This window comes from Okeania sp. SIO2F4, assembly GCF_010672385.1.
Lineage (GTDB): Bacteria > Cyanobacteriota > Cyanobacteriia > Cyanobacteriales > Microcoleaceae > Trichodesmium.
This window is the reverse complement of record NZ_JAAHGT010000462.1, coordinates 1-7,525: the sequence shown is the minus strand read 5'-3', so window position 1 is coordinate 7,525 and position 7,525 is coordinate 1. Positions and strand designations below refer to the sequence as shown.

Genomic DNA, 7,525 nt, shown 5'->3' with positions numbered 1-7,525 from the left:
CTAGGTTACATCGCAAAACTTTGTGCTACTCCAAGTCCATTGATATGTTGTACAGATCAATTCGCTTGCTGATCTATTATTTGAAACATCGGCAAATTCCTCAATTCTCGTAATCATTCGTCACTGTACAACGCCAATAATTTACTTTATTTTTTATTATTGGATATGTCTATTTAAGTTTTATAGTTTTATATTGTCCGTTTTTTTATTAAGAAAAATTAAAAAAATATGAATTAAGCATAAAGAAATTAGTAATAATTAGATATACAAGGTCATAATAGAAATAAAGAGGCTTTGCTGAAGTCAGAAATTCAGAACTCAGAAGTCAGAAGTTAAATTCGTGGCACGGACTAAATGAAACATGGCGACTGCTATATAATTAAATTAAGACTGATGAAAACAGGTAAAATTATTTTAATAGCTACCTCATTATGTGTGACAGTTAACCAGGGATTATACGCAGGATTGTTTGACACAATCAAACAATTAAAAATAGAAAATTCTAATTGTTTGGAGTGTGATGTCAAAATAGCTGAATGGCAAGATCGCGAAGAATTTTGGCGTTGCATATTTGCGCATGGGAATTAGTGGGTGTGGGTGGTGTGGGGAGTGTGGGAAGTGTGGGAAGTGTGGGAGGAATTATAGTTTTAGAGAAAGAGGAAGTACAAAGATTCATCCCAAGGTTTCAGCAACACCAGAATTTTTAACTAAGTTAGTTTGGTAGGGGTTTGGTAACCAAACCCCTACGATATTTATTTCATAAAACTGTAGGGACGTTGCATGCAACGTCCCTACTCCATCTTTTCTAGAGATGTCTTCTTTAACCTACATTCTGCAGGTTGATGGTGCTGCTGGAGGATTTTTTTGATAAAAGCAATAATGCTAATAATTTGATTTTAGCATTTAGCAGGTAAAATATAATTGGGAGTATATTTTAAATTGGGAGTATATTTTAAATTGGGAGTATATTTTACAACTATGACAGATTTCTCATCCTCTGTAATTGTACAAGACATTGACCACTGTGGTATAGTGGCAGGGATAATAGATAGAATTGGGCTGGTGGAGATGATTAATCAGGCGATCGGCACTCATCCCCTATAGGAAAAGCAACACAACACCTATTATCCGAGGGAATAGAACCGGAGCATTTGAATGACGACCGACTAGGAAGAGTCCTAGATAGCCTTTATGAAGTTGGACTAACTCAGCTATTTGTGAATATTGCTCTTTGTGCATCAACAACAGAAGGAGTGAATACAGATACTTTACATCTCGATTCAACATCGTTTCATGTTCATGGAAAATATATTGAGGATGAACCAATTGAAGAAACAGAACCAATTCCGATTAAGATTACTTATGGGTACTCAAGGGATCATCGCCCTGACCTCAAACAATTTATAGTTCAGCTGATGTGTAGTGGGGATGGAGATATTCCTTTATACCTGAGAGTCGCTGATGGCAACGAATCAGATCGAGGAATTTTTGCGAAATTGCTCAAAGAATTTCGAGAAAATTGGGAATTAGACGGGCTTTGTTGCGGATGCTGCCATGTACGGGGCAGAAAACTTACAACAATTGAATCAATTGCGTTGGTTATCAAGAGTGCCAGCTACCTTGAGTGAAGCCAAACAATTAATGTCACAGCTATCTGATGATGCCTTAAAAGATTTAGAAATTAAAGGATATCGCCTAGCCAGTAGTTGTAGTCAATATGGTGGTATTAAATAGAGATGGTTAGTGGTAGAAAGCGAAAGCAGAAAAAAGGCAGATTTAGAGCAACTAGAGCAAAAAATTACCACTGCTGGTGTGATTGCAAAAAATCAACTGTTATCTCTTTCTCAAGAAAAGTTTGCCTGCGTGCCTGATGCAGAGCAAGCAGCCAAAAAATTAGAAAAAGAGCTACCATATCATGCTCTCGAAGACCTTGAATTCGTCCCACAACCTCGTCATGGAAAACCAGGTAGACCTCGAAAAGGAATTACTGCAAGCAACTATTACTATCAAGTCAGAGCAAATTTAGTTCTCAATTCTGAGCTAGTCAACAAGGAGAAGAACCGTGCGGGAAGATTTATTTTAGCAACTAATGTTCTCGATCATCAATTCTTGAGTGATGATAAGCTCTTACGAGAATATAAAGCTCAACAATCAACACAAAGAGGGTTTCGTTTTCTCAAAGACCCTATGTTTTTTGCTGATAGCTAATTTGCTCAAAAATCCAGAAAGAGTAGCAGCACTGGCAATGGTCATGGGGCTGTGTTTATTGGTGTACAGCTTAGGTCAAAGAGCATTAAGGCAAGCATTACAAGCAGCAAAGGAATCGATTCCCAACCAAGTAGGTAAACCGACAACAACTCCGACTCTGCGATGGATTTTTCAATGTTTTCAATCTATTCATCTGGTGATGATTAATGGGGCAAAGCAGATCGCTAACTTAACTGAAGAACGCCAATGGTTGCTTCAGTTTCTTGGTGCAACAGTCGTAAATATTATTTACTTCTCTAGTTGAACACAGAGGAGTGAGCGAATTTTTTTGTGGGCATTTGAGCAATTTTACTTATCCAAGCTTGCCCTATGAGGTAGCGTTGGCGGAGCAAGTGCGGCAGCTAGATCGCCTTTCTAATTTAGCGATCGCCCTCTTGATTTTAATTCTATGTCAAATACCTGAATGTATAGTGCTATAGAAGCAATTTATAAAATTCTTGCCCTATCTAACTTAAACAATATTCAAATTGAGCACCATCAACCTGCGGAATGTAGGCTTTAACTTCCTTCCGCAGTCGATTTTGTTTGCAATTCAAAAGCTGTATATTGCCCACCCAAAGCTTCCACTATTGCCTGAGTATTAGAGATCAACATTTTCACATAACTATCTCCCTCACTTCCAGGAGTACCAATAGAATCAGAATATAACTCCCTAGGTGCTAACTTTACCTCAGCTTCCTCCGCAACCGTAGTAATCAACTTAGGATTAATAGTAGTCTCCGCAAAAATAGCAGGTACTCCAGTTTTCTTAATTTCTTCTGCCAAATTTTTCACCGTCTGCGCACTAGGTTGCTCCTCCGTAGTCATCCCTATCAAAGTTCCTGTCATCTCTAAACCATAAGCTCTCACATAATATTCAAAAGCATCATGGGTAGTCACCAGTCGGCGCTGACTTTCTGGAATAGTGGCTATTTGTTTATTAATCCAAACATCAAGCTGCTGTAACTCCTCAATTAATCTGGCAGCATTCTCCATAAACACCTCTTTATCTTCTGGCGACAACTCAATTAAAGCATCCCGAATTCCATTTACCATCACAATTCCATTTTCCGCATCACCCCAAACGTGGGGATCTGGCACTAACTCTCCCTTATCCGGATTTTGTAAAGGCGTCACCTTTTCCGCAACTGCCAACTTTTGCGCTCTTACACCCGCAGCATTCATCAGTTTAATTAAAGCAGGTTCCAAATTATAGCCATTATAAATAATTAAATCTGCCTTCTCGAAAGCCACACTATCAGCAGGCACCGGTTCATAAACATGAGGGTCCGCACCCGGTTCCATAATTCCCTGATGCTCAATTTCATCCCCACCTATTTTTTCTGCCATATCAGCAATGATGGTACTGGTAGAAACTACTAAAGGTTTACCCTCATCCTCCGCAGAAATATTTGAAGATGGGGCAGCACAACCACTAATCCATAATGCTAATAAAATTCCTAATGCTGGCCACATATTTTGGGCACTTATGCAGAAACCGGGTTGATCGGGGGAATTTTGTGAGACGGAATTAGAGCAATAAACCCGGTTTCTTGTTTGGGTGGATAGTTTATCAAGGGAATTTCGTGAAAGAGAATTAGAGCAATAAACCCGGTTTCTTGTTTGGGTGTCTAAGTCCTGCCTATATCTACCACTCAGATATATTTCCTGTTCCTTGTTCCGAATTAAGCCTTCTCTACCTAGACTGTTAGTTAAATTAATTTTCCACAGATACTTACTAATTCTCATTTTGAATTTTGCTTGAATTGACAATTTTTCATATTCCTTTCATAATTTATATCATATTCTTTTCATATTTTTCACCTTCCCACGTCAGTGAGAGGATTTCAGAGAATTAAATTTGATAATTTATAGGAGTCACAGTTAATGAGTCAGGCCAAAATTACAGTGAATCATTTAGCAGTCCATTATCGTACCGTTGAGGCATTGCGAGACATTACCCTACAGATACAAGCAGGAAAATTAACAGGTATTATTGGCCCAAATGGGGCGGGAAAAAGTACCTTAATAAAAGGAATGCTGGGATTAATTCCTGTGACTGGGGGTTCTGTAATCTACAATGACAAACCACTTCAGGAACAGTTAGGCAGAATTGCTTATGTGCCTCAGCGATCGCAAATTGATTGGACTTATCCTGCTACTGTGTGGGATGTGGTAATGATGGGGCGGGTGCGTCAGACTGGTTGGTTTCGTCGTTTTTCTAATGTGAGTCGGAGGTTAGCATTGAAGGCATTGACAAGGGTAGGAATGGATAGTTATCACGATCGCCCCATCGGTCAACTTTCTGGCGGTCAGCAACAACGGGTATTTTTGGCAAGGTCTTTAGCTCAGGAAGCGGATATTTTCTGTTTTGATGAGCCGTTTGTTGGGGTAGATCAGAAGACTGAAAATATTATTTTTGAGATTTTTCACGAGTTAGCTGAAGTTGGAAAAGTTGTGATTGTTGTTAACCACGATCTGGGTGAGTCTATTACTAATTTTGATGATTTAATTCTGTTAAATAAGGAGTTAATTGCTGTTGGCGATCGGCAAGTTGTATTGCAGGAAGAAAATTTGTATCGTGCTTATGGGGGTAAGGTTGGTTTCTTTGTTGAGAGAAGGAAGAGGGAACAGGGAATAGGGAACAGGGAACAGGTAGTTAACAGGATATATAATTAATGCCGGCTTATGAACTTAAGATTTTTTGAGGAGCTAATTGCTAGTATTAATATCCCTGGCAATTTCCGGCAATAAGGTCGAACAAGATGGGAATTTTTGAAAATTTTAATTATTCAGTTTATAATCAGCCGTGGGAGGTGATGTTCTTTGTATTCAATTAAACTGGAATTAAAGCTCAATAATCAAGAGCGGTCGTTGATGGCCAAAAGTGCCGGTTATGCCCGCGCATGTCTATAATTATGGTCTGAATATGGTCAATGGCACTAAAGGGATGACTAAAGTCAACAAACGTGGTAAGAAGTTGAGTTTTAGCTATAACCAACGCATAAACGAGGCGAAAAAAGTCTTTACTAATTATGTCAAGAAACAGCCAGAGTATTCCTGGACTAATAACTATTCATCTCGTATTTATCAAAGTGCTTTTCAACATTTAGCCGAAGCATTTAAACGGTACAAAGAAGGGACTAGCAAACACCCTCGATTTAAGCGTAAAAAAGAGAAACAATCTTTTAGTGTTTATGATGGGAACGGAAAAGTTGCGGTTCAAGTTGGTAACCAAATTAAAATACCAACCTTAGGCATTTTTCGATTAGTCGAACCAGTTCCTTACATGGGCACCGAGCCAGACTTTTACTATTTCTCGAACAGGAGAAAAATGGTTTGTCAGCTTTAGTATTGAAGCTGAAAAGCTGCCAGTTCAGGAGCTATTAGATGAACGTCCTCAAGAATTTTTTGGTATTGACGTTGGTGTTAAGCAGTTTGGTACAATAGCTTCATCAAAAGAAAACCATACTATTTCTCTGCCTGAATCAATTAAAGAAGAGCAGTTAAAGTTGGCTAAGTTTCAATGGCGTAACCGCAACAAACAGTTAGGTACTAAAGGTAAACCGCCTTCAAAAAATGCGATTAAATACTACAAAAAACTTAGGCTTAACCATGCTCGTATTGCCAATATGCGTAGAGATTTTATCGAAAAAACTACCACGAAAATAGTCGGCAATATCAAGCACGTTTGCTTGGAGGATTTAAACGTCAAAGGTATGATGCAAAACGGTAAACTGGCAGCATCTATAGCACGCCAAGGATTCTACGAATTTAGAGAACGATTGACAATCAAAATCGTTGCATCGGGCGGTAGTGTAGTGTTAGCTAGTCAGTGGTTTCCATCATCCAAAACTTGCCATAATTGCGGTCAAATTAACCCAGAACTAAAGCTAAGTGACCGTATCTATAACTGTCCCCACTGCGGAACAGTTATAGACCGCGACCTAAATGCGGCAATTGTGTTATCTCAGTATGGAGAAGTGAATCAATTTACTAGGGTGGGCTGCACCCGAATTTACGCTTGTGAACTGGAAGGAGCCGATTCCCCAGGTTGAAGCAGGAAATAAGCTTCAATTCTGGCATTGCAAGGTTTGTCCTATTTTTGCCGGAATTGTGTAGGTATTTTACAGCAGGATTAAAGTTTTAGTTATAGCACTGCAAAAAAGTTTTAGAATTTTCTGAAAATAAAAATCCTTTACAACTAATATTTTGACTTCAGTGAGAGCTATAGCAATCCTAAATGATTTGTAAAAAAATAGGAATATCAAAATCTTAATGGTTTGAAGATTTCCCACAAACAAACAGCACAAATTTACTGAAGTTATTGTCAGTTAAGCTGCTGTGAGCGAATAAATATTTTTTGGTGACCTTCCGAGCCTGACGAATGAAACCAGACTATCTCTTAATTTGTTTGTAGGCTTGCCTTGCAGTGGCTGGATCAAGATTAAATTGAGTGTCTACAAATTGCACTGGATCATAAGTATTAATCCACACATGAGCGCCACATTTTGCTGGATTATAAGGTCGATAGACGATGTGGCAAGGACCTGAAATATATAAGTCATAACCATAATCGTTGCGTTCGTTGTGTTTGACAGACACTACAGGTTCCAATTCCTCTGGAGGCTTACCTATATTGTCTCTAATGTTGTGTTGATTAACGTGAATCATTTGAGGTACCTTGGTTTCTTGCTTGTGCCAGATACCTTTCGGACCGCGCCGAGCGGGAATTATTACGGGCATACCGCTCTGATTAACTGGAATTTCCCAGAATCTGCCTTTTTTGTCGGCTCCTTTGACTCTTCCTTGAGCGAGTAAAACTAATAAACGTTGACGAGAGATACCTAATAAAAAAGACGCTTCTCTAGTACGCATGATTTTATCCTTAACTGTTGGACAATAGTTAGGTCTTTAAAAAAAAGATAACATGAAAGAAGTTATCTAAAAATAAGCATAAACACTCATTATTGGTTTTGTCTACCTAGAGTTGGCTGAAAAAGTATGAGTGGTTAGGGGAAATGAGAATCAAGAAAACTTGTATCGTGCTTATGGGGTTAAGGTTGGTTTCTTTTCGGAGTCGGCGTTGCTGAGTCAAGGTATGAAAATAAAAACTGAATAATCTCAAGTATTTGTTCTTCAATAGTTTAGCAATTGCCCACAAACACAAATTATACCCAGAATCACCAACACCCAGAGTCTTTAAGACAAGTTGCTTGATTATTCTAAAATTTTTTTTAGTTCTGATTTTGGTTGTAGGTAATAGTAGGAACAGTTG

The 7,525-nt window shown here is 38.6% G+C and carries 8 protein-coding genes and 2 pseudogenes; 7 read left to right on the top strand and 3 right to left on the bottom strand.

What is annotated here, in order from left to right; translation table 11 throughout:
- From F6K22_RS24805 to F6K22_RS24790, 4 genes and pseudogenes are all read left to right on the top strand, one after another.
- A pseudogene (locus F6K22_RS24805) lies at positions 1–113 on the top strand (IS1 family transposase); the annotation flags it as partial.
- A 423-nt stretch (positions 114–536) separates the two neighbouring features.
- The gene (locus F6K22_RS24800; RefSeq protein WP_293104090.1) at positions 537–707 is read left to right on the top strand and encodes a hypothetical protein; all 171 of its coding nucleotides are present in this window, start codon (positions 537–539) and stop codon (positions 705–707) included.
- Positions 708–978: 271 nt separating this feature from the next.
- Positions 979–2,508: pseudogene (locus tag F6K22_RS24795) on the top strand (IS1634 family transposase).
- 14 nt (positions 2,509–2,522) lie between these two features.
- Complete coding sequence (locus F6K22_RS24790) at positions 2,523–2,687, top strand: hypothetical protein (protein WP_293104088.1); 165 nt, start codon at positions 2,523–2,525, stop codon at positions 2,685–2,687.
- Between the two features lie 79 nt (positions 2,688–2,766).
- Here the strand turns inward: F6K22_RS24790 and F6K22_RS24785 are convergent, their stop codons facing one another.
- Complete coding sequence (locus F6K22_RS24785; protein WP_375340193.1) at positions 2,767–4,020, bottom strand: metal ABC transporter substrate-binding protein; 1,254 nt, start codon at positions 4,018–4,020, stop codon at positions 2,767–2,769.
- A gap of 114 nt (positions 4,021–4,134) precedes the next feature.
- Between F6K22_RS24785 and F6K22_RS24780 the strand changes: the two genes are divergently transcribed.
- The 3 genes from F6K22_RS24780 to F6K22_RS24770 all read left to right on the top strand — a co-directional run bounded on the left by F6K22_RS24780 (position 4,135) and on the right by F6K22_RS24770 (position 6,305).
- Entirely contained in the window at positions 4,135–4,926 is a 792-nt protein-coding gene (locus F6K22_RS24780; RefSeq protein ID WP_293104086.1) for a metal ABC transporter ATP-binding protein, read from the top strand.
- Positions 4,927–5,176: 250 nt separating this feature from the next.
- Positions 5,177–5,599 carry a hypothetical protein gene (locus F6K22_RS24775; RefSeq protein WP_293104084.1) on the top strand — a complete coding sequence of 141 codons (423 nt, stop codon included), beginning with the start codon at positions 5,177–5,179 and terminating at the stop codon, positions 5,597–5,599.
- Positions 5,562–6,305, top strand: a complete 744-nt coding sequence (locus tag F6K22_RS24770) for an RNA-guided endonuclease InsQ/TnpB family protein (protein WP_363274363.1) — start codon at positions 5,562–5,564, stop codon at positions 6,303–6,305. The genes F6K22_RS24775 and F6K22_RS24770 overlap by 38 nt, the downstream gene beginning before the upstream one ends.
- 340 nt (positions 6,306–6,645) lie before the next feature.
- Here F6K22_RS24770 and F6K22_RS24765 read toward each other — a convergent pair whose 3' ends face one another.
- Positions 6,646–7,125, bottom strand: coding sequence for a hypothetical protein (locus F6K22_RS24765; protein WP_293104081.1), 480 nt, complete (start codon positions 7,123–7,125; stop codon positions 6,646–6,648).
- Between the two features lie 106 nt (positions 7,126–7,231).
- Positions 7,232–7,525, bottom strand: a 294-nt coding sequence (locus F6K22_RS24760; RefSeq protein WP_293104078.1) for a hypothetical protein, incomplete at its 5' end; no start/stop codon positions are given.